Source organism: Actinomadura flavalba DSM 45200 (assembly GCF_000374305.1).
In the GTDB taxonomy this organism is placed as follows: domain Bacteria; phylum Actinomycetota; class Actinomycetes; order Streptosporangiales; family Streptosporangiaceae; genus Spirillospora; species Spirillospora flavalba.
Map to the genome: position 1 here is coordinate 334,994 of NZ_KB894095.1, position 24,362 is coordinate 359,355.

Here is a 24,362-nt window from a genome sequence, read left to right on the forward strand (position 1 = left end):
TTTCACGTCTCGTCGTCCTGACAACGCCGCCACAGCTCCAGGACCTTCGCGCGGTCGAACCGGAGCTGCCCGCCCGGCGTCTGCCCGGGACTGAGCAGGCCCCGCCTCGTCCACCGGATGACGGTGTAGGGGGTGACGCCGAACAGGCGGGCCACTTCGCTGGTCTTCATCGTTTCCTCCGTGGTCATGTCCGCACCTTTCCGCTCGTGTTCCACTGCGGTGCCCCGACGAGGGCCCACACCGCCTTGCCGCCGCCGCTCACGGCGTCCCATCCGACGCCGTCGCACAGTTCCGCGAGCATCGCCAGGCCCCGGCCGTCCTCGGCCGCGAGGTCGTCCAGGGTCCGGACGACGGGCCCTTCGGCCCCGTCGTCCCACACCTCCACGACCAGCCCGGCGTCGGCGAGGTACACCCGCACCGTCACCCGGACGCCGGCCGCGTGCTTGACGGCGTTGGTGACGAGCTCACTGACCGCGAGCATCGCCAGATGTGCCAGCTCCCCGCACTCGTGCAGCACGCACCAGGCACCGACGAACTCCCGCGCCCGCCGCACCGAGGCGAAGTCGCTCACGACCACGAGCGCGGCCACCCCACCGGCCGCCCCCGGAGCCGCCCCCACCATCACCGCTCCCCCGCCGACGGCCGCTCACGAAAGGCCGTGCACCGAAGTTGCGCCCTCTCGACTCCACTTTCGAGATCGGACGCGTTGACGATTGTTGCCACCGCCCTACCTCCTCCCGACCTGTCCGTTTCCGAATCCACGGCACGCAGCCCGGGTCCAGAATTCATCGGAACTCGTTTCGGATTTACACTTCCACTCTGGAGCGTGACGGGTTATGTTCGCTACGTTCGCAACACAACAGCATGAAAGGATCATCGGGACGATGCGCATCGACCACAACAACCCACCGATCCCCGCTGCATCGTTGTGGCAGCTCGTCGCCATCCAAGTGGTCAGACACCGGTCCGAGCGCAACATCTCAGCCACTGCGCTGGCGGACTATCTGGAGATCGATAGATCAACTGTTTCGCGCATTGAGCACGGCATCATCAACCTCCAGGAGAAGTACGCCAAGAAGATCGACGACTGGTGGAACACGGATGGGCTCTTTGTGAGCCTTGCCCGTTTCGCACGCGAAGGCCATGACCGCGCCTGGTTCGCCGCCTACCTCGGCTTGGAGGCCGAAGCGACGGAAATCCGCATCTGGGAGTCGCTGACGATTCCCGGGCTGCTTCAGACGGAGGAGTACGTTCGTGCGCAGGTGATCTCCGCGCACGCCGATGACATCGACAAGCGCGTGGCCGACCGGATGCGGCGTCAGAAGCGGTTGACAGATCCCGATCCGCCGCATCTCTGGATCCTGCTGGACGAAGGCGTCCTTCGACAGCCGGTCGGCGGGCCGAGTGTCATGCGCGGCCAGATGGCTCGCCTGCTTGAGGTGGGAAAGCTCCCACACGTGTCGATCCGCGTCATTCCCACGGCTGAGGGCGCGCACGTCGGCCGCGACGGCTCCTTCCAGCTCATCACCGTCTCTTCACGGGAATCGGCCTACATCGAGGCGAGCGAGGAAGGTCGCCTGGTAGAAGACGCGGCTGAGGTAGGCTCCTTCCGGCGGAAGTTCGACCGCATCGGCGACATCGCGCTTCCCGTCAGCGCGTCGGCCACCTTGATCGAGCAAGTCCTGGAGGGTTTTCGATGACTCCCGTTTGGCGCAAGTCCAGCCGCAGCGGCACCAGCGGCAATGAGAGCACCTGCGTCGAAGTCGCCAACCTCACCGGCACCACGCTGGGAACCCGCGACTCGAAGAACCCGGACGCCGGTCACCTCACCCTCACCCGCTCGACCTTCGCCCACCTCATCACGTCGGTCAAGACAGGCACCCTCGACCTGCCCTGACCACCACCCAAAGAACCCCCGCCGCCCAAAGCGAGCGGGGGTTCCGCATTCCCACCCCCGGGTACCACCACCTCGCCCCCGAAAGGAGACCCATGCCAACCTGGCGCAAGTCCACCCACAGCGGCAGCAGCGGCAACCAGAGCGACTGCGTCGAAGTCGCCAACCTCACCGGCACCACGCTCGGAACCCGCGACTCAAAGAACCCGGACGCCGGCCACCTCACCTTCACCCGCCCGTCCTTCGCCAACCTTCTAGCCACCGTCAAGACAGGCGCCTTAGACCTCCCCTAACCCGAACACCGCGCCACCACCCCACCCACGAACACCTGGATGCCCGACTACAAACCCACCGCGAGACCCAAGACCTCGTCCAGCCAGCCGACGCCCGGCCGCACTCGTCGTCACCACGGAACGCAATGCGCTCACCAGACACGGTCGCCAACGCCAGCCGGGGTTTCCCCGCTAGGACTCCCACCCACCGTCACCCCGACCCCGTCACCCGTGGCCGCTACAAAACCCAACCCAACCGGCGTACTCTGAGCACTGACCGAAGCCCGAGATTTCAGCGACACGCCGGGTTCCACAACACAACCGGAGACCCGCTGAAAACCTCACCAGAAATCTGGGCCTACAAGGGCGGATGAGCTGCGGCTTTACCCTGGTGTCCCCATAGCCCCTACGAGGGGTCGCAACGTCGCGGTGGTGACGTGGGTGCTGCGGCACCCGGGGTCCCCATAGCCCCTACGAGGGGCCGCAACCGAGCCCGCCCCGTCCGCTCGCCGTCACGGGGACGGGTCCCCATCGCCCCGACGAGGGGTCGCAACGCCGAGCTGAGGTTCCTGGCCGAGGCCAGCGCCTGGAGTCCCCATCGCCCCTACGAGGGGTCGCAACGCGGACCCAGCGCGGCGTCTCGCGGACCTCGACCGGGTCCCCATCGCCCCTACGAGGGGTCGCAACTCCCACCCGAGCCCGCACGCCTCACCGCGGCGTAGGGTCCCCATCGCCCCTACGAGGGGTCGCAACATGTGCAGACGGTGGCGCGATCCGGCCAGGAGGCCCGCGTCCCCATCGCCCCTACGAGGGGTCGCGGCTCGCCGTCGTCGTTCATCGCCATGATCTTCGTGGCGGGCGGCGACCCGGGCCAGGCACGCACCCACCTGGAGAAGTGTTTGGCCTTCGTCACCGAATGCGTAGGCGTCCAGTGACCGCGGAATCGCTGGCGACACGATGGGCGCCCGCGACTCGATGAACCCGGACGGCCGCCGACTCTCTCACCGCCCGCCCGAGCATGATGGGCTGAGCCATGCCCTCGTCACCGTCGTCCTCCGCACAGGCCGCCCGCGAACTTTTGGGAGCCAAGCTACGAGCCCTCCGTGAAGCTCGCGGGCTGTCCGGCCGCGACTTCGCCGAAGCGGCCGGCTGGAAGTCCCCTCCCTCGTCTCAATGATCGAAAAGGGCCAACGCCCCATCAGCGCCCAGCACATCGAGACCTGGTGCACGATCTGCGCCGCCCCCGAATCCCAGAGAACCCGCCTCATAGCCGAACAAGCAGCCGTAGCAGGCATGTGGATTCCCTACGAAGACCTGAACCGAGGTGGCCTGGAAGCAGCACAGAAGTCCGTCCGTCAGCTCTATGAGGAGCTGACGATGGAACGGTCGTATCAGCCGAAGGTCATTCCCGGCATGTTGCAGACGGAGGCGTACACCCGCGCTGCGCTGACCGGTGTACTCGTGGAGCAAGCGGTCGTCACCGACGATCCCGAAGCCGAAGTGGCGGCGGCGGTCGCCGAACGCATGGACCGCCAGCGCCTCCTGGGCCGACCCGACGCCCGCTGGTTCTACCTGCTGGAGGAAACCCTGCTCTGGTACCGCCCCTACTCCCGGGCGTTACACATTGAGCAACTGCACCACCTGCTCGCGATACGGCGGCGGCCGAATGTGCTCGTGGGCATCATTCCCGCCGCCGCCGATCGCCGCACCGTGCATCCCGAAGAGGCGTTCGACATCACCGACCACCATCTGGTGACGGTTGAACTCGTATCGGGCTACCTCTCTGTAACCCGTCCGGAAGAAGTAGCCCTCTACACCGCGACCTGGAAGCGCCTGTGGGCGCTAGCGGAAGTCGGCTCCGCCGCAACCGACATGCTCCACGCGGCGCTCACCCGCCTGGACGAGACCTAGACCGGCGTGTAGTCGGCGTGCGGGATGCCGCGCTCCCAGAGCATCTCGAACATCCCCACGACGGGCACGATCTGCCGGGGATCCGCCACGTACTTCATGCGGCCGGTGTCCACACCGTCTCCGGCCGTGAAGTTGTACGCGACGAGGCGCTGGTCGTACATGAAGTAGTCCGCGACCGGATGCGGCAGGTCGAAGGCCAGGTGACGCGGCAGCCACCGCAGCTCTTCCCCAGCGGCGACATTGCCGTAACTGATGGCGTGCTCCCACCGGATGTAGTCGCTCACCGGCTCCGACACGATCCGCAGCCGCCGGAACCGCACACCGCGCTTGACCGCACCGCCGACCAGCTCGATCCAGCCGTCCCAGTCAAAGGACGTGTCGCCGTCGTTCTGCCACTTCACGAAGGCGGGGTCGTTCGGGTCGTAGGTGTCCCGCGCCTCCAAGTGCACGACCGACCGCGTGGTGCTGTTCAGGAGATCCGCGAACGACGGCTCACCTGGGCCTTCGCGTCCTTCCTCGTACGTGCCCTGGAGAGCGTCCAGGAGGCTCGGCTTGAGGTTCGCTGGCGTCCAGATCGCCACCTCATCGTCCGCGATGTGCGTGTGTCCCGCGATCAGCGCGAGCGTGCCCGGGTCGGTCACCTTACGGCCGACCTGGAGCAGGTCTCCCGTCTCCGGGACGGCCATGACCGCAGGACAACGGCTGCGCGGCGAGTTGTCGTCGATCCCGACGAAGTCGATGTTCTCCGCGTGGAACGGCGGAGAACCTGCTCGTCCGCTGTCGTCGTTGGACGGGCTCACCGGGGGTCGACTGTCGGCCATTGACGCTCCTTACTCGGTACCGGGCATGTCGAAGCCGACAATCGTGGATGGAAGGAAGTGACGTCAACCTTCGAGGTCACCGGGTGTGAATTTCTGTGAATCCACTGGCGTCAAGGGGGTCGGTCAAGTGACGCTGTTCCGCGACGGCAGCGACCAATCATCCCGCATACCGTCACAATTCGGATGATCGACCCGCGAAAGGAGACGCCATGAGCACGCTTGTTCCCTGGGGCCTGTCGCGGCTCGCGCCCTTCCCGACGGTCAGCGCGATTCCCGCGTACGTCATGGAACTCGACCCGGCGACCCAGACCGGCCGTGCCGTGCTCGCCGACGGCTCCGTCATCACCGCCGGACACCGCAAGAGCGGGACGAGCGGCGAGACCAAGACCTCGGCGAGCAAGGGCGACGGGCGAGACCACAAGCAGTACGACACCGACAACGACCAGAGCGGCGACGAGGACTAGCGTGGCGCGCGACGAGCGACCGGTACTCGTGCTCAGCGAGCTGGACGACGTGACGGCCGACGGCGTGACGCTGGAACTCGCGCGGCGTGGCGTGCCGGTGGTCCGGATGGACCCCGGCGCGGATTTTCCCGCCGACGTCTCCTTCACAGCCCGCATAGAACAGCGGGGGTGGGCGGGTGCCCTGGCGACCACGACGCGGCGGCTCGATCTGTCGGCCGTCAGGGCGGTCTACCGGCGGCGGCCGACCCGGCACACCCCCATGCCCGGCCTAGCGCCGCCGACGGCGGAGTTCGCCGCCCGTGAGGCACGTGAAGGACTGAGCGGCGTCCTGGCCAATCTGCCGGGCTGCCTGTACGTCAACCATCCTGACGCCAATCGTGCCGCCGCTGTGAAAGTCCGGCAATTGGCCCTGGCGGCCGAACTGGGATTTTGCATTCCACCGTCGCTCGTCACCAACGACCCCGAAGCGGCGCAGGCCTTCGCCGAGGAACACGATCAGATCATCTACAAGCCGCTCGCCTTCGTCCGGCAGATCAGCCCGGACGGGCCACGAACGATCTGGACCCAACCGGTCGAGGCGCACGAGATCAACGAATCCATCGCGGGAACCGCGCATCTGTTCCAACGGCTCGTCCACAAGTCCGCCGACCTCCGCGTCACCGTGGTGGGCGACCAGGTGTTCTGCGTACGGATCACGGCAGATCCACCGCAACTCGACTGGCGCCGAGCGTACGGCCGGCTCACGCACACCTGGTGCGAGCCGACGGACGGACTGGCCGAATTCACCGTGCGCTATCTGCGGCATTTCGGCCTTGCCTTCGGCTGCTTCGACTTCGGCGTCACCGAAGACGGCGCGGCGGTCTTCTTCGAGTGCAACCCGAACGGGCAGTGGGCCTGGCTGGAGGAAGCGACGGGAGCGCCGATCACGGCGGCCTTCGCCGGACTACTCGAAGGAGGACTGTGAAGACGACCGAGCGTATCGACCGATTGGCCGACGCACTCCAGCGGGCGGGGGATCTCACCGACCCCGAATGGCGACGGTCTCTGCACGCCGTTCCCCGGCACCTCTTCGTGCCGGCGCGTGGCTACGCGCAGCCGTGCCGGTGGGGTGAGGGACCGCCGCCGCGCGCCATCGACCGCGGCGCCGACCCGGAGGGCTGGTGGTCGGCGGTCTACGCGGACACCTCGATCATCACACAGCGTGACGACGGCGCGTCCGACCCGGCCTCGCCGGACGGGTCGGCGTCGTCCTCGAACTCGGCGCCCGGCATCGTCTTTCCCTTCCTTGAACTGCTCGCGCCGGTCGCGGGCGAACGCGTTCTCGACATCGGCACCGGAACCGGATGGACCGCCTCGCTGCTCTCCGACCGGGTGGGCTCCGAGAACGTCGTGAGCATCGAGGTCGATGCCGGGCTGTCCGTCCAGGCCGCCGAGAACGTCGCGGCGGCGGGCTACGCCCCGGAACTCGTCGTCGGCGACGGCGCCGAGGGCTGGCCGCCGCGCGCGCCCTACGACGCCGTGCACGTCACAGTCGGCGTACGCGACATCCCGTACGCCTGGGTGCGGCAGCTCAAGCCCGGCGGACGCGCGGTCCTGCCGTGGATGCCCGAGGGCATCGGCGGGTTCCGCGTCCGGATGACCACGACCACCGGCGGCTACGGACTCGGTACGTTCCACGGCACCGCCGGATACATGCTGTTGCGTGCGCAGCGTCCGGAATCCGTCTGGTTCGCCCACCACCGCGACGACGCCGACGTGACCACGACCCGCCTGGACCCCCGCGTGATCGCCGAGGCCGACGACGGCGCCGAACTCGCCCTCCACCTGCACGTTCCCCGCCTGTTCACGACGCGCACGATGAGCGAGGACGGCCACCTCACCTACCACCTGGCCGAGACCGGCGACCCGAACGGCTCCTGGGCGTCGGTCACCTCCGGCCCGTCCGGCCTCCACACCGTCACCCAGTACGGCGACCGCCGCCTCTGGGACGAGGTCGAATCCGCCTTCACGCAGTGGACCGACACCGGCTCACCCGGCCTCGACCGCTTCGGCCTCCTCATCACCGAGCACGAAACCCGCCTCTGGCTGGACCACCCGCCCCGGAGTTGACCTCCCGCCGGAGTCCGATCTCACCCATCCGATCACCCCACCGGGCAGAGAAGCACACGGTGCCGCGCTCGCCCGGTGTTCGGCCGGGCGCCGTTCCCCAGAGCCTCCCGCTCGGCGTCACCCCAACTCCTCACGCGAGGACACTGCGGAACGGACCCCACCGGCGTAACCTGAGCACTGATCCAAGCCTGGATTTCAGCGACACGCCGGGCTCTGCAACACGACCGGAGGCCCGCTGAAATCCTCGCGAAGAATCTGGACCTGCATGAGCGGATGAGCTGCAGCTTTACCGTGGGGCCCCATCGCCCCTACGAGGGGTCGCAACACGTGACGAAATTCGTCATCAGAGCAGACATGGCAGCCCCATCGCCCCTACGAGGGGTCGCAACATGGAGATCTGGCGGGGGTCGCGGCGGCTGAGGTGTCCCCATCGCCCCTACGAGGGGTCGCAACACGAGCACGTGCCGCGCGTCGGCGGCCGGTTCGGGTGCCCCATCGCCCCTACGAGGGGTCGCAACATGGAGATCTGGCGGGGGTCGCGGCGGCTGAGGTGTCCCCATCGCCCCTACGAGGGGTCGCAACCCGTGACGCAGCAGGTGCGCCACGATGGCGGCCCGGCGTCCCCATCGCCCCTACGAGGGGTCGCAACCGCACAGCAGGAGCGCGTGTGGGACCACGCAGAGCAGCTCCCAATCGCGCCTACGGGGGGTCGCAACAGCGGCCTGGCTGAACGTTCGAGGTCGCCCGGGTGCTGGTGCGGCCACCGGCGGGCGTGCGGCGGTTGACCGGGGGCGCTCGCGGGCGCCGGGGTGGCTAGTGGACGGCGTTGACCAGGTCGTCTTGGAGCATTGTTAGCCAGTCGTAGGCCGCGTAGAGCGGGAGTAGTGGGTCGCCCGGTGGGGGGAGGGGACGGTCTTCGGTGATGTTCAGGCGGGTGCCCAGGGTCAGGCGGAGGTCGTTGAGGCTGGTGAGCCAGGCCCGGGACTGTTTTTCGTCCAGGACGGTGCGGACGTGGCCTCGGGCGTCGGTGTGGTCGTCCAGGGCGGACAGCACCGTGCGGGCGGCTTCGCGTTTGCCGTCGCGCAGGCCCATCTCGGTGTAGCGGCGGAACTCGTCGGCCGCCTCGCCGTCGCCCTGGTAGGCGTCCGGGAAGAGACGGGCCAGCACCGGGTCGTCCGGGGTCTCGGCCGAGTCGCTGATGCCGAGCGCGGCCAGCTCGTCGTCGGGGGCGGGCGGGTCGCCCAGCAGGCCGAGGAGCTGTTCCATGAGGGCGCGGACGGCGGCGGCCTCCTGGTCGTCGAGTTCGACCACGACGCCCTGGCGGGACTTGCGGATGCGGGTCACGCGTTCACCTGCCCTTTCAGTCGTCGCGCTTGACGGTCGCCCACAGGCCGTAGGAGTGCAGGATCTCGACGTCGCGCTCCATCTCCTCGCGGGCGCCGCTGGCGACGACGGCGCGGCCCTTGTGGTGGACGTCGAGCATCAGTTTCTCGGACTTGGACTTGGAGTACCCGAACACCGTCTGGAACACGTACGTCACGTACGACATGAGGTTGATCGGGTCGTTCCAGACGATCGCCAGCCAGGGCCGGTCCGGGTCCTGCTCCTGGGCGGCGTCGGGACGGTCGAGTTCGACCGGTGCAGGTGCGTTGCTCATCGCCTCGCCGGGTGTTCCCTTCTCGCTCGCCGGAGCCGGGCGTGTACCCGCTGGCCTGTACCCGATGCTACGCGCCGGGCCGCCTCCGGACGCGCGGACCGCCGGGTCGTAGGCTGCCACGGTGACCATGAACGACAGCACCGCCCTGCTGACCGACCGGTACGAGCTGACCATGGTGCAGGCCGCGCTGCGCTCGGGGACCGCGCATCGGCGGTCGGTGTTCGAGGTGTTCGCGCGCAGCCTGCCCGCCGGGCGCCGGTACGGCGTGGTCGCCGGGGTGGGCCGCGTCCTGGACGCGCTGGAGACGTTCACGTTCGGCACCGCCGAGCTGGGCTACCTCACCGACGCCGGCATCGTGGACGGGCCGACGGCCGAGTGGCTGGCCGGATACCGCTTCTCCGGCGAGATCACCGGCTACGCCGAGGGCGACTGCTACTTCCCCGAGTCGCCGATCCTGACGGTGGAGGGCCCGTTCGCGGAGGCCGTCGTGCTGGAGACGCTGGTGCTGTCGATCCTCAACCACGACTGCGCGATCGCGTCGGCGGCGTCGCGGATGGCGTACGCCGCCGGGGACCGGCCGCTGATCGAGATGGGGTCGCGGCGGACGCACGAGGGCGCGGCGGTGGCGGCGGCGCGGGCGGCGCACATCGCGGGGTTCACGACGACGTCGAACCTGGAGGCGGGCCGCCGCTACGGGGTGCCGACGGCGGGCACGTCCGCGCACGCGTTCACGCTGCTGCACGACAGCGAGCGGCACGCGTTCCAGGCGCAGCTCGACTCGCTGGGCGCGGCGACGACGCTGCTCGTGGACACCTACGACGTGGAGCGCGCGGTCCGCACGGCGGTGGAGCTGGCCGGGCCGGGCCTGGGCGCGGTGCGGATCGACAGCGGCGATCTGGGCGAGGTCGCGCGGCGCGTCCGTGCGCAGCTCGACGCGCTCGGCGCGCACGGCACCCGCGTCACGGTCACCGGCGACCTGGACGAGTACGGCATCGCCGCGCTGGCCGCCGCGCCGGTGGACGGCTACGGCGTCGGCACGTCGGTGGTGACGGGCTCGGGCGCGCCGACGGCGTCGCTGGTCTACAAGCTGGTCGCCCGCGCCGACGGCGACGACCCGGACACGGCGCTGCGCCCGGTCGCCAAGCGCTCGACGGGCAAGCCGAGCCGGGGCGGGCGCAAGTCGGCGTTCCGCCGCGTGGACGCGCGCGGCATCGCGTCCGCCGAGGTCGTCACCACGGGCACGCCCGACCCGGGCCGCCGCGACCGCCTGCTCCAGGTCCCGCTGGTGCGCGGCGGCGAGATCGTCGGCCGGGAACCCCTCACCGCCGCCCGCGACCGTCACCGCGCCGCCCTCGCCGAGCTTCCCGCCACCGCGACGCAGCTCTCCCGGGGCGAACCGGCCCTGCCGACCGAGATCATCGACGCCGGGCCCCGGCGGTGACGCATACCGTGCGAGGGTGGCAGGTTATATAGGGATAAGGCGGGCAGAGGAGCGGACATGGGCAAGGCGTTGATCATCATCGACGTGCAGAACGACTTCTGCGAGGGCGGGTCGCTGGCCGTGGGCGGCGGCGCGGACGTCGCCGCCGCCGTGACGCGCTACGCGGACGAGCACGCCGCCGAGTACGACCACATCGTCGCCACCCGCGACTACCACCACGACCCCGGCGCCCACTTCTCCGACGCGCCCGACTTCCGCGACTCCTGGCCGCCGCACTGCGTGATCGGCACCCCCGGCGCCGAGTTCCACCCGGCGCTCGGGCTCGGCCGCGTCGAGGCCGTGTTCAGCAAGGGCCACGACACCGCCGCCTACAGCGGCTTCGAGGGCGCCGACGACGCGGGCACGCCGCTGGCCACCTGGCTGTTCGAGCGCGGCGTCACCGACGTCGACCTCGTCGGCATCGCCACCGACCACTGCGTCCGCGCGACCGCCGTGGACGCCGTCCGCACGGGCCTCGGCACCCGCGTCCTGCTCGACCTGACGGCGGGCGTCGCCCGGGAGACGACCGACCGCGCGCTCGCAGAACTGGCGGGCGAGGGCGTGGAACTCACCGGCGCCCCGGTCGTGCGCGGCTGACGTGGAGAGCGAGCAGAAGCCGCACATCGTCCTCGTGATGGGCGTCGCGGGCAGCGGCAAGTCGACGATCGGCAAGCTCCTGGCCGGTGCCCTCGGCTACGAGTACACCGAGGGCGACGACTACCACACCCCCGCCAACGTCGCGAAGATGCGCGAGGGCAAGCCGCTCACCGAGGCGGACCGCGAGCCGTGGCTGCGGTCCCTGGCGGCGTTCATCGGTGACCGGCTGGACGACGGCCGCCCCGCCGTCGTCGCCTGCTCGGCCCTCAAGCGCAAGTACCGCGAGGCCCTGCACGCCGAGGACCCGCGCGTCCTCATCGTCTACCTCGACGGCGACCGCGCCACCATCACCCGCCGCCTGGTCGAGCGCAGCGGCCACTTCTTCCGCGCCGACCTGATCGCCAGCCAGTTCCGCGACCTGGAACCCCCCGCCGACGACGAGAACGCCCTGTACGTCCCGGTCACCGACCCCCCGGACGCCATCGTCGAACGCGTCATGGACTACCTGGGCGAGGACTGAACGGCCCGATGCCCGCCGAACTGCGCGAACTCACCGTCCACATCGACACCGGCCGGTGGAAGGAGACGGTGCTCGACGCCGTCGATCTCGCCGTGCCGGACGGGAAGATCACCGTGCTGCTCGGTGAGTCCGGCTGCGGCAAGTCCATCGCCGCCGCCGCGCTCGCCGGCGTCCTCCCCGACACCGCCCGCAGCACCGGCGAGGTGCGCATCGACGGCGAGCCGGTGCGCGGCGAGCGCCAGTGGCGGCGGCTGCGGCGCGGCACCGTCGGGCTGCTGCCGCAGGCGGGCGTCACGGCCTTCCACACCGAGGACACCGTGGGCGCGCAGCTCCGCGCGCTGGAGGAGCGGTACGGCCGCTGGAGCGTCGCCCGCGCCTGCGCCGCCGCCGGATACCCGGACGAATCGGCCGAACTGCTCCCGGCCCAGCACTCGGGCGGCCAGATCCAGCGCGCCGCGCTCGCCGCAGCGCTGCTGCCCGAGCCCCGCGTCCTCGTCGCGGACGAGCCGACCGCCTCACTGGACGCCGCGGCCGCCTACGGCGTCTGGGTCACGCTGCGCCGCTACGCCGACGCGGGCGCCGCCGTCCTGGTCATCACCCACGACGTGCCGATGCTCACCGCGACCAAGGCCGCAGACCGCGCCGTCCTCATGCGCGCCGGACGGATCGTCGCCACCGGCGACCTCGCCACGCTGGCCGCCTCCGACGACCCCTACGCACGCGGATTCTTCTAGGACCGGCGCTTGTTCGCCCAGTCGCGGATCTTGGTGATGCGCTTGCGGACCTCCTCGCCGCTGGCCTGGGCCAGCGGCGGGCCGCCGCAGGTGCGGCGCAGTTCGTTGTGGATGACGCCGTGCGGCTGGCCGGTGCGGTGGCTCCAGGCGCCGACGAGGCCGTTCAGCTCCTTGCGCAGGGCGTGCAGGTCTTCGGCGGCGGTGCGGTCCTCGCGGGGGTCGCCCGTCTTGCGCTTCCGCTCCCCCGCGATCTGGTCGGCCTGGCGCTTGCGCAGCAACTGGCTGACCTGGTCGGGCTCCAGCAGGCCCGGAATGCCGAGGAACTCCTCCTCCTCGGCCGAGCCGGGCGCCGCCTGCATGCCGAACTCGCCGCCGTCGTACAGGACGCGGTCGAACGTGGCCGACGCCTCGACGGTCTCGAACGCGAACTCCTCCCCGAGGTCGTCGGGGGTGTTGCGCTCGCGGTTGGCCTCCGCGAGCAGGTCGTCGTCGAGGCCGTCCTCGCGGACGGGCCGGTCGAGGACGTGGTCGCGCTCGGTCTCCATCTCGGCCGCGTGCCCCATCAGCGTCGGCACCGACGGCAGGAACACCGACGCCGTCTCGCCCCGCCGCCGGGCCCGGACGAAACGCCCGACCGCCTGCGCGAAGAACAGCGGCGTGCTCGTGGACGTCGCGTACACCCCGACCGCCAGACGCGGGATGTCGACGCCCTCGGACACCATCCGGACCGCGACCATCCAGCGGTCGTCGGTGTCGGCGAACTGCTTGATCTTCTTGGACGCGCCCGGATCGTCGGACAGGACGATCGTCGCGCCCTGCCCGCACACCTCGCGCAGCATCTTGGCGTAGGCGCGGGCCGTCTCGTGGTCGGTGGCGATGACGAGGCCGCCCGCGTCCGGGATGGCGCGGCGCAGCTCGGTGAGGCGGCGGTCGGCGGCGGCCAGGACCTGCTTGATCCAGTCGCCCTTGGGGTCGAGCGCGGCCCGCCACGCCTGGGAGGTCTGGTCCTGGGTGAGGGGTTCGCCCAGGGTCGCGGTGATCTCGTCGCCCGCGCGGGTGCGCCAGCGCATCTCGCCCGCGTACGCAAGGAAGATCACCGGGCGGACGACGCCGTCGGCCAGGGCGGGCCCGTACCCGTAGGTGTAGTCGGCGCGGCTGCGGCGGATGCCGTCGCCGCCCTCCTCGTACTCCACGAACGGGATCGGGTTGATGTCGGTGCGGAACGGCGTGCCCGACAGCGCCAGCCGCCGCTTGGCGGGCTCGAACGCCTCGCGGACGGCGTCGCCCCACGACAGGCCGTCGCCCGCGTGGTGCACCTCGTCGAAGATGACGAGCGTGTTCTGGCTCTCGGTGCGGTTGCGGTGCAGCGCCGGGCGGGCCGCGACCGTCGCGTAGGTGACCGCGATGCCGTGGAACTCCTTGCCGACCTTGCCCTGCCCGTTCTGGTACTCGGGGTCGATCTTGATGCCGACGCGGCCCGCCGACTCCGCCCACTGCCGCTTGAGGTGCTCGGTGGGGCACACCACCGTGATCGCCGCGATGAGGCGGCGGTCGAGCAGTTCGCGGGCCAGCCGCAGCGCGAACGTCGTCTTGCCCGCGCCTGGCGTGGCGACGGCCAGGAAGTCGCGCGGGCCCGGGGCGGTGCCGTCCGGGCCGAAGTAGCGCTCCAGGGCCTGCTGCTGCCAGGCGCGCAGGGACGACGCCGTCCCCCAGGCGGCCCGTTCGGGGAACGCGGGGGGCATGTCGGGTGCGGCGAAAGTGCTCACGGTCATCGAAGGCTACCGACTGGGGACGACAGAATGCGCGGCGACCGCCGCAAGTGTGGTGCGCCTCCCCTCGGCGGCCGGGGCGCGATAGGCCGCCCACGCGGCGCGGACGCGCAGTCCCTGACCGGCCGTGAACTCGCGCATGCAGGCGTCGTGGCTGTAGTCCATGAAGTTGTGGACGGGGTCGGCGCCCGGCTGCGGGCACGTGTCGCGGCCCTCCGGGCAGCCCTGCGCGGGGCCCGCCTCGTACGGGGTGTCGTCGATGCCGTCGCCCGGCGCGGTGCAGCCGTTCTCGAACGTGTGGAACAGGCCGAGCCAGTGCCCGGTCTCGTGCACGGCGGTGTAGCCGAGGTCGAAGTTCTGGTAGGCGCCGCCGGGGAGGCTGCGGTGGTCGACGACGACGCCGTCCAGCACCGGGTCCTGGCGGTACTGCTGCGGGAACGAGGAGAACCCGAGGACGTCCGCGCCGACCGCCGCCGTGTACAGGTTCAGCGTCTCGGCGCCGCCCTGGCGCAGGCGCCGCTTCAGCGTCCGCTCGTAGCGTTCGGGGTCGCGGTACCAGGCGTCGTTGTCGGTGTAGTCGACCGAATCGAGGCGGAACGTGACGTCGGTGCTGCGGTAGGCGGTGGTGAGCGTCGCGATCTGCCGGTCGACCTCGGCGCGCGTCAGCCGCCCGTCCGCCCCGCTGTGCAGGACGTGGAAGCGCACCGGCACGGTGATCGGCGCCGCACGGCGCAGCCTGCCGTCCAGGCGGGTCTCGTCGTCGGTGCCGTACCGGTCGCGCAGGGCGGCGCGCAGGTCGTCCAGCAGCCGGACGACCTCGTCCGGCTCCAGGTCGCTGCGGTCGCGGCCGAGCCGGTCGAACAGGGCGGACGCGGGGCCGCCGGCGACGCGGGCCGCCGCCGGGGCGCACGGGTCGGGCTCGGTGCGCGGCTGCACACCCGACGCGGCCGGGACCGCACAGAACGTGACCGCCAACGCGCACGCTGAAACGACGAGACCTCGCGCCATGCCCATCCCCCGATGCGAAAAGAGCCGTGTTCCCGGACCCGATCATTCCTGCTCGGGCCCGGGAACACCGGACGCATCGCCGTTCGGCGGCGGGTTACTTGTCGCCGCCGCCGTCGCCGCCGGACTGCATGGACTCGTAGATCTCCTTGCACTCCGGGCACACGGGGAACTTCTTGGGGTCGCGGTTGGGCACCCAGACCTTGCCGCACAGCGCGATCACCGGGGAGCCGGACACCGCGCTCTCGGTGATCTTCTGCTTCTTCACGTAGTGGGCGAACCGCTCGTGGTCGCCGTCACCGTGGGAGAGGTCCGGCCGGGTGTCGCTCTCGGGAAGGATCTTCGTACTCACGTCAGTCACCTTATTCGAGGTTCAGTTGAGGGTCGGGTCGTCCGGGAAGGTCGAGACGAACGCCAGGTCGCCGCCCTGCCGGCGCAGCACCTCCGGCCAGAGGCGCTCGGGGTCGGCGGCGAACACGTCACCGGGCTCGGCCGGGACGAGGTACCACGCGCCCTCCTCGACCTCGGTGCGCAACTGGCCCGCCGACCAGCCCGCGTACCCCGCGAAGACGCGGAGCTGGAGCAGGTCGCCGGCGAGCAGCGACGGCGGCGCGTCCAGGTCGACCAGGCCGACGCGGGCCACCTCGGCGGCCTCCAGGCCGCGCCAGCCGAGCGGTTCGTCGTCGCCGGGGAGCCGGGCGAGGGCGAGCGCGCTGTCCAGTGCGACCGGCCCGCCCTGGAAGACCAGCGGCGGGCCCGTCACCAGTTCGGCCCAGGGTTCCAGGATGCGGTCGACCGGGACCTCGGTCGGCCGGTTGAGGACAACCCCGAGCGTGCCGCCCTCCCGGTCGTGCTCCACGACCAGGACGACCGTCCGCCGGAAGTTGGGGTCGTCGAGCTGCGGGGTCGCCACCAGCAGAAGGCCCACCCTGATGCCGTCGTCCATGTCCCCCATGATGCGCCGTCCGGGGAGTCCCCGGGCACGTTCCCGTGCGGGTTGCGCCGTTAGCTTCCCCCTTGCGTGGGGATATCGGCACACTGAGGATGAACATGGAGAGCGTTTGACGATCTGCTGGCGCGCGCTTGGCGCGAGGGCCGGGGAGGACGCGAGATGCAGTTGCCCAGGGTGATCATCGCCGCCGTCTTCTTCGTCATCGGGGCACTGATCGCCGTTCCACCGCTGGTGAGCTGGGCGACCGACTCCCGCGAGGCGGCCCCGGCCGGGAACCAGACGACGCCCACCCCCGAGGACTCCCCCACCGGGACGGCCACCGCGTCGCCGCGCCCCACCCCGACGACGCCCACCCCGACGCCGACCCGCACGGCGCCCACGCCGACGCCGACCGTGACGCCCACCCGGACGTCCGTCCCGCCGACGCCCAGCCCCACCCGGACCCGCACCGTCGTGCCGCTGGAGGCCACGATCGGCAACGTGGACTGCCCCGCCCGCGAGGTCGAGGTGACGGTCCGCAACACCGGGTCGCAGACGCAGAACTACGGCATCGAGCGCGACGACGACTCGGCGTCCGTGCCCGGCACCCTCACCGGCGGCGCGTCCCGCACGACGACCGTCAAGCTCCGCGAGGACCGGCGCACCGTCGTCCGGGTCACGTGGGAGAACAGCCCGGTCCGCGCGCGGACGCTGACGGCCAACTGCAAGACGGGCGCCGCGCCCACGCCCCCCGGCGAACTCCCCGAGACCGGCCCGGAGTCGGCCGTGCTGTGGGCGCGGGCCGCGACCGGCGGCGGCATCGTCGTGACCGGCGCGATCATCCTCTGGTACGGCGGGCTGTGGCCGCGCCGCCGCGAGCAGATCTTCCGCCGCGACTCCGCCTGAGCCGCTACGCCTCCGTGCGCGGGCGGCCTCCGGCGGCCTCCCGGACGGCGCCCGCGACGCGGTTGCTCACGTCCGGGTGGAAGACGCTCGGAATGATGTAGTTCGGGCCGAGTTCGTCGTCGGTGACGACCTCGGCCAGCGCCGTCGCGGCGGCCAGCAGCATCTCCTGCTCGACCTCGCCCGCCTGCGCGTCCAGCAGGCCCCGGAACACGCCCGGGAACGCCAGCACGTTGTTGATCTGGTTCGGGTAGTCGCTGCGGCCCGTCGCGACCACGGCGGCGTGCTCGCGCGCCTCGTCCGGGGAGATCTCCGGCTCGGGGTTGGCGAGCGCGAACACGATCGCGTCGTCGTTCATCGTCGCGACGTCCGAAGCGGACAGGATGCCGGGGGCCGAGACGCCGACGAACACGTCCGCGCCCTTGACCGCGCCGCGCAGGTCGCCCGCGTAGCCGTCGGCGTTGGTGTTCTCCGCGATCCAGCGCAGCGAGTCGTCCAGGTCGTCGCGGCCCAGGTGCACGGCGCCCTTGAAGTCGCACACGATGACGTCGCGGGCGCCCGCGTGCAGCAGCAGCCGCAGGATCGCGGTCCCGGCCGCGCCCGCGCCCGCCATCGTGATCCGCACGTCCGCGATGTCCTTGCCGACGACGCGCAGCGCGTTCGTCAGCGCCGCGAGCACGCAGATCGCGGTGCCGTGCTGGTCGTCGTGGAAGACCGGGATGTCCAGCAGCTCGCGCAGCCGCCGCTCCACCTCGAAGCAGCGCGGCGCGGAGATGTCCTCCAGGTTGATGCCGCCGAACGCCGGGGCGAGGATCTGCACGGTGCGGACGATCTCGTCGGTGTCCTGGGTGTCGAGGCAGATCGGCCAGGCGTCGATGCCCGCGAACCGCTTGAACAGCGCCGCCTTGCCCTCCATCACCGGCAGCGCCGCCTCCGGCCCGATGTTGCCGAGGCCGAGCACGGCCGAGCCGTCGGTGACGACCGCGACGCTGTTGCGTTTGATCGTCAGGCGGCGGACGTCCTCGGGGTTGCGGGCGATGGCCAGCGAGACCCGCGCGACGCCCGGCGTGTACGCCATGGACAGCTCGTCGCGGGTGCGCAGCGGCACCTTCGACTGCATCTCGATCTTGCCGCCGAGGTGCATGAGGAACGTGCGGTCGCTGACCTTGTGGATGCGGATGCTGGACAGCTTCTCCAGCGCGGCGGCGATGGCCTCGGCGTGGTCGGTGTCGCGGGTGGCGATCGTGACGTCGATCCGCAGCGTCTCGTGGCCCGCCGTGTTGACGTCGAGCGCGGTGACGATGCCGCCCGCGTTCTCGACCACGTGCGTGATCTGGCTGACGGCCTTGCCCCCGGCGGGCACCTCCAGCCGGACGGTGATGGAGTACGAAACGCTGGGCACGCTGGCCACGACACTGCTCCCTAAGCTGGTCCCCGGACGGACGCCTGCGCCCGCGGGCGCGGCGTCCGCGCAGGCCACGCGGACGCCGTCGGCGCCGTCGAGCATACGCCGCCCCGGCCCGCGCGGTGGCCCGATCAGGCCGGGAGCGGCGGCGCGGTCAGAACAGGGCCGACTGGAGCGCGCGGCGGGCCTTGCCGACGCGCGGGTCGTCGGGGGGCAGGATCGCGAACAGGTCGAGCAGGTGCTTGCGGACGGCCTCGCGGTCGTCCCCGGCGGTGCGGCGGACGGCGGCGATCAGCCGGGCGAACGCGGCGTCGACCTGGCCGGTGACCATCTCGACGTCGGCGGCGGCCGTCTGCTTGGCGGCGTCGGCCGGGGCCGCCTCGGCGGCGGCGACGGCCTGGTTCGCGTCCAGGTGGCGCACGCGGCGGCTCAGCTCGACCAGCGCGAGGCCCCCGGCGGCGTCCTCGTCGCGCGGGTTCGCGGCCAGCAGCGCCTGGAACTTCTCGGCGGCCAGGTCGAGGTCGCCGTTCTGCAGGGCGTCCTCGGCCTCCAGCAGCAGCGGGTCGACGGGCGGCTGCGCGGGCCCGGCGGCCGGGTCGGCGCCGGGGCCGGGCGGCGGGCCGTCGGGCAGCAGCCCCTCCTTGCGCAGCGCGTCGAAGAGCTGGTCGATCGCCTGGCGGACCTGCGGCTCGGGGGCGGCGCCGTTGAGGAACGGCAGGAGCTGCCCGCCGACGACGGCCGCGACGAACGGGATGCCGCGCACGCCCATCTGCTGCATGTACTGGGCGAGCTGGGGGTTGGCGTCGATGTCGACCTTGGCCAGGACCCAGGACCCGGCGGCCTCGGCGGCCAGCTTCTCCAGGATCGGCCCGAGCTGCTTGCACGGCCCGCACCACTCGGCCCAGAAGTCGACCAGGACGGGCACGGTCTGCGAGCGTTCGACGACCTCGGCGTTGAAGGTCTGGTCGGTGACGTCCACGACGGCGGCGACGGCGCCGGCGGGCGGAGCGGCGCCGGCCGGGGCGTTCGCGGCCTGGGCGCGCCGCTCCTGCTGCTTCTTGGCGGCGGCCTGCCGCGCCCCGAGATCCACGGCCCCGTGCAACGAAAAGTCCCGAGAAGGCATGGGTCCATCCTGCCCCATGACCGGCGCCGTCGGTGCCGCCGTCCGCTGCGAGCCGAACGCGGTGGTCCCGGCCGCGCGGACGCACAGGGTCGCAATGGCGTGCAATTCCGGCGAAATACGAAATTCAACAGACCACCGAATGCGGACCCAAGTGAGCTGACAGCCAGCACCATGAATGGCTATAGTCGCAGGACCGAGGCCCGGAGGGCGGTGCGCAGCCGCCACCGGGCAATAGACATTTCAGGAGAATTGACTTTCATGATCGCGGATCGTTCCGCGATCGTGGCCACGGGGCTGGGAGTCCGCCGCGGTGGCCGGTGGCTGCTGCGTCCGTCCGACCTCGGCGTCACCGGCGGCGTCGCCGGCCTGGCCGGTCAGCCCGGCACGGGCAAGACCACGCTGCTGGCCACGTTCGCGACCCTGCGCCGGCCGACGACGGGCGCGCTGGAAATTCTCGGGCACGATACCGGGAATTCCGCCGGGCTGCGCGCCATTCGCGCGCGCATCGGCTATCTGCCCGCCCGCTTCGCCTGGGCGCCGCAGATGACCGCCGGTGAATTCGTCGCGTACGCCGCCTACTACAAGGGAATGCGGTCGGGCGCGGCCCGCGCCGCGCTGCACCGCGCCGACCTCACCGACGCCGCGGGCACCCAGCTCGCCCACCTCCCGCCCGAGGTGCGGCTGCGCGCCGGGCTCGCCGCCACCTGCGTGCACGAACCCGACATCGTCCTGCTCGACGAGCCGCTGTCCCGGCTCGCCGCCGGACGTCCCGGCGACGACACCGCCGCCGCCGACCTCGTCCCGCTGATCCGCTCGCTCGCCCCGGTCGTGCTCGTCACCGGCACCGCCCCGGCCGCGCTCGACGTCTGGTGCGACCGCGTGTTCACGCTCACGCGGGGCCGCCTGTCGGACGCGCCCGGCGCGGCCACCCCGCCCTTCGGCTCCCCCCTGCCGCCGCGCCGCTCGCTGCGCCGCTCCCTGGCCGGGCCGTTCGCGCGCGCCGCGCGCTTCGCGGGAACCGGTGTCTGAACTCGGCCGGGCGCTCCGGCAGGACGCCCGGCGCGCCGCGCTGATCATCGCGGTGCCGCTGCTGGCCGTCACCGGCTGCCTGGCCGGGTGGCCGTCGCTGGTGCCCGGCGTCGGCTACTGGGACAACTCGGTCGTCGCGCTGCTCGACGCCACCCGCGTCATGGCGCCGCTCGCGGCCGGGCTCGCCGCCTGGGCCGGGGTGCGGGAACGCCGCCTCGACTTCCTGCACGACCTCACCGCCCGCTCCCCCGCCACGGCGGCGCTGCTCGACCTGCTGCTGCTCGCCGTCGCCGCGCTCACCGCCTACGCGCTCGTCGCGCTGGCCCTCGCCGCCGAGACGCTGTCCCGCCAGGACGCGGGCGCCCCGGCGCCCCTCGGGCTGCTGCCGGGGGCGGCGGCGCTCGTGCTGCACGTCGTCGCCGGATACCTGACCGGACGCGTCGTCCCCCGCGCGCCCACCCCGCTCGCCGTGGCGGCGGTCGCGCTGCCGTGGGCGCTGCTGCGCCCGGCCGGGACGGGCCTGTGGAGCCTGCTGCCGCCCGCCGCCTACGACCGCGTCGACCTGTTCAGCACGCTGCGCCCGGCCGTCCTCGCCGCGCAGACGCTGTGGTCGCTGGGGCTGACGGCGGCGCTCGTCCTCGGCTACACCGCCTGGCTCGACCGGCGGCGGGCGCTCGTCGCGCCGCTGGCGCTGGCCCTCGCCGCGTCGGCCGCCGCCGCGGTGGGGCTGGCGGGGGCGCGGCCCGTCCAGCCCGCTCCGGCGGCGCTCATCTGCCGCGACTGGCCGCTGACCGTGTGCGTGCATCCCGCGCTGCGGGCGGCGCTCCCGGCGGTGACCGCGTCCGCGACGCCGCTGGCCGCGCGGCTCACCGGCACGCCCGCCGCGTTCACCCGCGTCGAGCAGGGCCCGGTGCGCCGTCCGGCGGGGGTGCGGGCGGGCGTCGCCGTCGTCCACCTGGACGACGACCTGTCGCCGGGGCACGGCGAACGCGCGGCCCGCCAGATCATCGCGGGGCTCGTCAGCCACTACCCTTGCCCGTCGGCGCGGACGGCGCAGTACCGGGCCCTGGTCGACTCCTGGCTGCTCGGCACGGCCGCGCCCGCCCTGGACGACCCCGCCACCGCCCGCCGCTTCGGCGCCTGGCCCGAGGAGACGCGCCGCGCCTGGCTGCGCGGGCACTACACGTCCTACGAGCGGTGCGCGCTCGGCGCCCGCACCTTCCGCCACACCCCGCACGACGCCGCGTGAGCACGGCGAGTCCCCCCGGGCCCGCCGTGCTCACGCCGTTCCCGGCCGGGTCAGGCGCCCGCGGGCACCTCCCGGCTCGCGCGGGCCTCCTCGACCGGCTTGATCCAGCGGCGCTCGACGAGGTACGGAGCGACCGGCAGGACGGCGGCGACGAGGGCGAGCAGCGTGCGGCCCCACGTCCAGCCCAGCTCGCCGCGCGCGATCACGACGAGGCCGACGTAGGCGATGAACAGGCCGCCGTGCGCGGCTCCCGTCAGCGACACGGCGATCGGGAACTCCGCCCAGTACTTCAGCGGCATCGCCACGAGCAGCAGGAGCAGGAAGGAGGTCGCCTCGGCGATGGAGACGTACCGCAGGATGCGCACGATGTTCACGACCGGAGAACGTACCGGACGCCCGGCGCGGTTTCCGCCCCGGCTGTGCCGCCCGTCACACCCATCCGCAGACCCGTTCCCGCCGACAGGTGAGGACGCGTTCTCATCGGGAATGCACCGGTACATGGCAACGTCGGACACGCACGACGACTCCCCCCACGAGTCCGCCCGTCAGAATCCGCCCCCGGCGGCCCGGCGCCGAGGCGCGCTCACCGCGCTGCTGCTCGTCGTCGCGACCGTCGCCGCGCTGCTCGTCGCCCAGCAGACGCTGGACTCGCTGCCGCGCTGGCTCAATCCGTTCGCCGAGGAGACCAAGGACCGCAGCGGCCCCGCGCTGCTGGAGTCCATCCGCGACCTGTCCCGCTACGACGCCGCGAGCGGCAACTTCCAGGTGATCGTCGACCTGGAGAAGGACAGCAAGTACCTGCCGGACGCGATCCGCGGCACCCGGACGCTGTTCGTCGGCAAGGGCACCGTCGACGCCTACGTCGACTTCTCCAAGATCGCCGACGGCGCGATCACCATCAACGAGGAACGCACCACCGTCACCGTGCGGCTCCCGCACGCCCAGCTCGACCGGGCCAACCTCGATCCCAAGGGCAGCTACCCGGTCTCGACCTCGCGCGGCCTGACCAACCGCATCGGCGACGCGTTCGCCGCCAACCCCGGCAACCAGCAGCAGCTCCACGTCCTGGCCGCGCAGAAGATCCAGGACGCCGCCAAGGAGAGCGGCCTCCAGGCCCGCGCCGACCAGAACACCAAGCTGATGCTGGAGAACTTCCTCAAGGCCCTCGGCTTCACCACGGTCAAGGTGGAGATCGGCGGGGGCCAGTAGGACCCCCGCCGAGAACGCGTCAGGAGGCGGGCACCCGCAGGATGAGCGCGTCGCCCTGCCCGCCTCCGCCGCACAGGCCGGCGGCGCCGACGCCGCCGCCGCGCCGGGCCAGCTCGTGCACCAGGTGCAGCACGATGCGGGCGCCGGACATGCCGACCGGGTGGCCGAGGGCGATCGCCCCGCCGTTGACGTTGACCTTGTCCTCGTCGATGCCGAGGTCGCGCACGGACTGGATGCCGACCGCCGCGAACGCCTCGTTGATCTCCACCAGGTCGAGGTCGTCGACGGTCAGGCCCTCCTTGCCGAGCGCCTGCCGGATCGCGTTGCTGGGCTGCGAGTGCAGCGAGTTGTCCGGCCCCGCGACGTTGCCGTGCGCGCCGATCTCGGCGATCCAGCTCAGTCCCAGCTCCTGCGCCTTGGCCTTGGACATGACGACGACGGCGGCGGCCCCGTCGGAGATCTGCGACGCCGAACCGGCGGTGATCGTGCCGTCCTTGCGGAACGAGGGACGCAGGCGGCCCAGCGACTCGGCCGTGGTGTCGGGGCGGACGCCCTCGTCGGCGGCGAACACGACGGGCTCGCCGCGCCGCTGCGGGATCTCCACCGGCGCGATCTCCGCGTCGAACAGGCCGTTCTTGGCGGCCTCGGCGGCGCGCTGGTGCGACCGGGCGGAGAACGCGTCCTGTTCCTCGCGGGTGATGCCGAGGCGGGCGTTGTGACCCTCGGTCGACTCGCCCATGGACAGGCCGTCGAACGCGTCGGTGAGCGCGTCGTGGGCCATGTGGTCCAGGACCTCGATCGAGCCGTACTTGTAGCCGCCGCGCGACTTGGGCAGCACGTGCGGCGCCTGCGTCATCGACTCCATGCCGCCCGCCACGACGATGTCGAACTCTCCGGCGCGGATGAGCTGGTCGGCCAGGGCGATGGCGTCCAGGCCGGACAGGCACACCTTGTTGACGGTGATCGACGGGACCGTCATCGGGATGCCCGCCTTGACCGCCGCCTGCCGGGACGGGATCTGGCCCGCGCCCGCCTGGAGGACCTGGCCCAGGATGACGTACTGCACCTGCTCGCCGGTGATCCCGGCGCGCTCCAGCGCGGCCTTGATCGCGTGCCCGCCGAGATCGGCGGCGGTGAAGTCCTTGAGGGAGCCGAGCAGGCGCCCGATGGGGGTACGCGCTCCCGCGACGATCACGGAGTTCGCAGACATGAGGGGGCCTCCACAAGGGTTCGGCGGCGACGTTTGCCACCATACCCACGAGGTCGTCCGACCCCGCCCA

Annotated in this window: 29 protein-coding genes and 2 CRISPR repeat arrays; of the genes, 16 read left to right on the forward strand and 13 right to left on the reverse strand. The window is 71.8% G+C overall.

What is annotated here, in order from left to right:
• Positions 1-2: 2 nt before the first annotated feature.
• Positions 3-188, reverse strand: coding sequence for a helix-turn-helix domain-containing protein (locus C229_RS0114770; protein ID WP_018655853.1), 186 nt, complete (start codon positions 186-188; stop codon positions 3-5).
• Positions 185-571 carry an ATP-binding protein gene (locus tag C229_RS30645; protein WP_169513839.1) on the reverse strand — a complete coding sequence of 129 codons (387 nt, stop codon included), beginning with the start codon at positions 569-571 and terminating at the stop codon, positions 185-187. Before C229_RS30645 ends, C229_RS0114770 begins: the two co-directional genes overlap by 4 nt.
• Positions 572-884: 313 nt before the next feature.
• Between C229_RS30645 and C229_RS0114780 the strand changes: the two genes are divergently transcribed.
• The 5 genes from C229_RS0114780 (at position 885) to C229_RS32335 (ending at position 4,077) form a co-directional block, all read left to right on the forward strand.
• Positions 885-1,700 carry a helix-turn-helix domain-containing protein gene (locus C229_RS0114780; RefSeq protein WP_169513840.1) on the forward strand — a complete coding sequence of 272 codons (816 nt, stop codon included), beginning with the start codon at positions 885-887 and terminating at the stop codon, positions 1,698-1,700.
• On the forward strand, positions 1,697-1,897 hold the full coding sequence (locus tag C229_RS0114785) for a DUF397 domain-containing protein (protein ID WP_018655856.1): 201 nt from the start codon (positions 1,697-1,699) through the stop codon (positions 1,895-1,897). The genes C229_RS0114780 and C229_RS0114785 overlap by 4 nt, the downstream gene beginning before the upstream one ends.
• Positions 1,898-1,989: 92 nt before the next feature.
• Complete coding sequence (locus C229_RS0114790; protein WP_018655857.1) at positions 1,990-2,187, forward strand: DUF397 domain-containing protein; 198 nt, start codon at positions 1,990-1,992, stop codon at positions 2,185-2,187.
• Positions 2,188-2,559: 372 nt separating this feature from the next.
• A CRISPR array of direct repeats spans positions 2,560-2,987; the repeat unit is 30 nt; unit sequence GTCCCCATCGCCCCTACGAGGGGTCGCAAC.
• Between the two features lie 212 nt (positions 2,988-3,199).
• A complete protein-coding gene (locus C229_RS36080) occupies positions 3,200-3,343 on the forward strand; it encodes a helix-turn-helix domain-containing protein (protein WP_155884840.1) in 144 nt (47 codons plus the stop codon).
• Complete coding sequence (locus C229_RS32335) at positions 3,340-4,077, forward strand: Scr1 family TA system antitoxin-like transcriptional regulator (protein WP_018655858.1); 738 nt, start codon at positions 3,340-3,342, stop codon at positions 4,075-4,077. Before C229_RS36080 ends, C229_RS32335 begins: the two co-directional genes overlap by 4 nt.
• Here the strand turns inward: C229_RS32335 and C229_RS35390 are convergent.
• Positions 4,074-4,898 carry a DUF6879 family protein gene (locus tag C229_RS35390; RefSeq protein ID WP_240487264.1) on the reverse strand — a complete coding sequence of 275 codons (825 nt, stop codon included), beginning with the start codon at positions 4,896-4,898 and terminating at the stop codon, positions 4,074-4,076. The genes C229_RS32335 and C229_RS35390 overlap by 4 nt on opposite strands.
• A gap of 209 nt (positions 4,899-5,107) precedes the next feature.
• Here C229_RS35390 and tgmA point away from each other — a divergent pair, with 209 nt between their 5' ends.
• From tgmA to C229_RS0114820, 3 genes are read left to right on the forward strand one after another with little or no spacing between them, the layout of a single operon-like run.
• Complete coding sequence (gene tgmA, locus C229_RS0114810; protein WP_018655860.1) at positions 5,108-5,362, forward strand: putative ATP-grasp-modified RiPP; 255 nt, start codon at positions 5,108-5,110, stop codon at positions 5,360-5,362.
• A 1-nt stretch (position 5,363) separates the two neighbouring features.
• Entirely contained in the window at positions 5,364-6,326 is a 963-nt protein-coding gene (gene tgmB, locus C229_RS0114815; RefSeq protein ID WP_026313804.1) for an ATP-grasp ribosomal peptide maturase, read from the forward strand.
• Positions 6,323-7,471, forward strand: a complete 1,149-nt coding sequence (locus C229_RS0114820) for a methyltransferase domain-containing protein (protein ID WP_018655862.1) — start codon at positions 6,323-6,325, stop codon at positions 7,469-7,471. Before tgmB ends, C229_RS0114820 begins: the two co-directional genes overlap by 4 nt.
• Positions 7,472-7,768: 297 nt before the next feature.
• A CRISPR array of direct repeats spans positions 7,769-8,188; the repeat unit is 29 nt; unit sequence CCCCATCGCCCCTACGAGGGGTCGCAACA.
• A gap of 96 nt (positions 8,189-8,284) precedes the next feature.
• Here the strand turns inward: C229_RS0114820 and C229_RS0114825 are convergent.
• Both C229_RS0114825 and clpS read right to left on the reverse strand, forming a co-directional pair.
• Positions 8,285-8,815: a DUF2017 domain-containing protein gene (locus C229_RS0114825; RefSeq protein ID WP_018655863.1), complete on the reverse strand. Its 531-nt coding sequence runs from the start codon at positions 8,813-8,815 to the stop codon at positions 8,285-8,287.
• Positions 8,816-8,831: 16 nt separating this feature from the next.
• Positions 8,832-9,128 (reverse strand): ATP-dependent Clp protease adapter ClpS, encoded by a 297-nt coding sequence (gene clpS / locus C229_RS0114830; protein WP_018655864.1) that lies wholly within the window; start codon positions 9,126-9,128, stop codon positions 8,832-8,834.
• 127 nt (positions 9,129-9,255) lie between these two features.
• Here clpS and C229_RS0114835 point away from each other — a divergent pair, with 127 nt between their 5' ends.
• Genes C229_RS0114835 through C229_RS0114850 form a run of 4 tightly spaced genes read left to right on the forward strand, consistent with a single transcriptional unit; the run spans position 9,256 to position 12,459 of the window.
• Positions 9,256-10,569, forward strand: coding sequence for a nicotinate phosphoribosyltransferase (locus tag C229_RS0114835; protein WP_018655865.1), 1,314 nt, complete (start codon positions 9,256-9,258; stop codon positions 10,567-10,569).
• A 57-nt stretch (positions 10,570-10,626) separates the two neighbouring features.
• Positions 10,627-11,205 carry an isochorismatase family protein gene (locus C229_RS0114840; RefSeq protein WP_018655866.1) on the forward strand — a complete coding sequence of 193 codons (579 nt, stop codon included), beginning with the start codon at positions 10,627-10,629 and terminating at the stop codon, positions 11,203-11,205.
• 1 nt (position 11,206) lies between these two features.
• A complete protein-coding gene (locus tag C229_RS0114845; protein ID WP_018655867.1) occupies positions 11,207-11,725 on the forward strand; it encodes a gluconokinase in 519 nt (172 codons plus the stop codon).
• Between the two features lie 8 nt (positions 11,726-11,733).
• A complete protein-coding gene (locus C229_RS0114850) occupies positions 11,734-12,459 on the forward strand; it encodes an ATP-binding cassette domain-containing protein (protein ID WP_018655868.1) in 726 nt (241 codons plus the stop codon).
• Here the strand turns inward: C229_RS0114850 and C229_RS0114855 are convergent.
• The 4 genes from C229_RS0114855 to C229_RS0114870 form a co-directional block, all read right to left on the reverse strand.
• Positions 12,456-14,201, reverse strand: coding sequence for a DEAD/DEAH box helicase (locus C229_RS0114855; protein WP_018655869.1), 1,746 nt, complete (start codon positions 14,199-14,201; stop codon positions 12,456-12,458). The two genes, C229_RS0114850 and C229_RS0114855, sit on opposite strands and share 4 nt — an antisense overlap.
• A 36-nt stretch (positions 14,202-14,237) precedes the next feature.
• On the reverse strand, positions 14,238-15,203 hold the full coding sequence (locus C229_RS0114860) for a zinc metalloprotease (RefSeq protein WP_018655870.1): 966 nt from the start codon (positions 15,201-15,203) through the stop codon (positions 14,238-14,240).
• Positions 15,204-15,330: 127 nt separating this feature from the next.
• Positions 15,331-15,585, reverse strand: coding sequence for a DUF3039 domain-containing protein (locus C229_RS0114865; RefSeq protein ID WP_018655871.1), 255 nt, complete (start codon positions 15,583-15,585; stop codon positions 15,331-15,333).
• 21 nt (positions 15,586-15,606) lie between these two features.
• Positions 15,607-16,179: a YqgE/AlgH family protein gene (locus C229_RS0114870; RefSeq protein ID WP_026313806.1), complete on the reverse strand. Its 573-nt coding sequence runs from the start codon at positions 16,177-16,179 to the stop codon at positions 15,607-15,609.
• Between the two features lie 165 nt (positions 16,180-16,344).
• Between C229_RS0114870 and C229_RS34995 the strand changes: the two genes are divergently transcribed.
• Entirely contained in the window at positions 16,345-17,070 is a 726-nt protein-coding gene (locus C229_RS34995; protein ID WP_205624485.1) for a hypothetical protein, read from the forward strand.
• A gap of 4 nt (positions 17,071-17,074) precedes the next feature.
• On the opposite strand, the gene C229_RS0114880 is transcribed toward C229_RS34995, so the two are convergent.
• A complete protein-coding gene (locus tag C229_RS0114880; RefSeq protein WP_018655873.1) occupies positions 17,075-18,478 on the reverse strand; it encodes an NAD-dependent malic enzyme in 1,404 nt (467 codons plus the stop codon).
• A gap of 148 nt (positions 18,479-18,626) precedes the next feature.
• Positions 18,627-19,562, reverse strand: coding sequence for a tetratricopeptide repeat protein (locus tag C229_RS0114885; RefSeq protein ID WP_240487266.1), 936 nt, complete (start codon positions 19,560-19,562; stop codon positions 18,627-18,629).
• A gap of 291 nt (positions 19,563-19,853) precedes the next feature.
• On the opposite strand from C229_RS0114885, the gene C229_RS32915 reads away from it, so the two are divergent.
• Complete coding sequence (locus C229_RS32915) at positions 19,854-20,624, forward strand: ATP-binding cassette domain-containing protein (RefSeq protein WP_018655875.1); 771 nt, start codon at positions 19,854-19,856, stop codon at positions 20,622-20,624.
• Positions 20,617-21,873, forward strand: coding sequence for a hypothetical protein (locus C229_RS0114895; RefSeq protein ID WP_018655876.1), 1,257 nt, complete (start codon positions 20,617-20,619; stop codon positions 21,871-21,873). Before C229_RS32915 ends, C229_RS0114895 begins: the two co-directional genes overlap by 8 nt.
• Before the next feature lie 50 nt (positions 21,874-21,923).
• On the opposite strand, the gene C229_RS0114900 is transcribed toward C229_RS0114895, so the two are convergent.
• On the reverse strand, positions 21,924-22,247 hold the full coding sequence (locus C229_RS0114900) for a DUF3817 domain-containing protein (protein ID WP_018655877.1): 324 nt from the start codon (positions 22,245-22,247) through the stop codon (positions 21,924-21,926).
• Positions 22,248-22,371: 124 nt separating this feature from the next.
• On the opposite strand from C229_RS0114900, the gene C229_RS0114905 reads away from it, so the two are divergent.
• Complete coding sequence (locus tag C229_RS0114905; RefSeq protein WP_155884842.1) at positions 22,372-23,082, forward strand: DUF4230 domain-containing protein; 711 nt, start codon at positions 22,372-22,374, stop codon at positions 23,080-23,082.
• A 19-nt stretch (positions 23,083-23,101) separates the two neighbouring features.
• Here C229_RS0114905 and C229_RS0114910 read toward each other — a convergent pair whose 3' ends face one another.
• The gene (locus tag C229_RS0114910; RefSeq protein ID WP_026313810.1) at positions 23,102-24,292 is read right to left on the reverse strand and encodes an acetyl-CoA C-acetyltransferase; all 1,191 of its coding nucleotides are present in this window, start codon (positions 24,290-24,292) and stop codon (positions 23,102-23,104) included.
• Positions 24,293-24,362: the final 70 nt, after the last annotated feature.